Source organism: Shigella sp. FC1967, assembly GCF_001743005.1.
GTDB lineage: Bacteria > Pseudomonadota > Gammaproteobacteria > Enterobacterales > Enterobacteriaceae > Proteus.
In genome coordinates, this window is sequence record NZ_MIIZ01000363.1 from 1 (window position 1) to 234 (window position 234).

Here is a 234-nt window from a genome sequence, read left to right on the forward strand (position 1 = left end):
GTTTTCGTCAACAATTGCACGAGAGAGTTTGTGTTGAAAATCAGCACGGGCATTGGCTACCCGTTCGTGTACACCTGCAAGCTGTATTCGGGCTTTACGACGATTAGCACTCCCTTTTTGCTTGCGAGATAAGGCTTTTTGTTTTCGACGTAGGTTACGGCTGGCATTGATAAGGTGGCGCGGATTAGCAATCTTATTGCCGTCTGATTTGATGGCGTAATGACTCAGCCCCAC

Annotated in this window: 1 protein-coding gene; it reads right to left on the reverse strand. The window is 47.9% G+C overall.

The window, feature by feature from the left end; translation table 11 throughout:
* On the reverse strand, positions 1 to 234 hold a 234-nt coding region (locus tag BHE89_RS03220), incomplete at both ends, for a transposase (protein ID WP_141008260.1).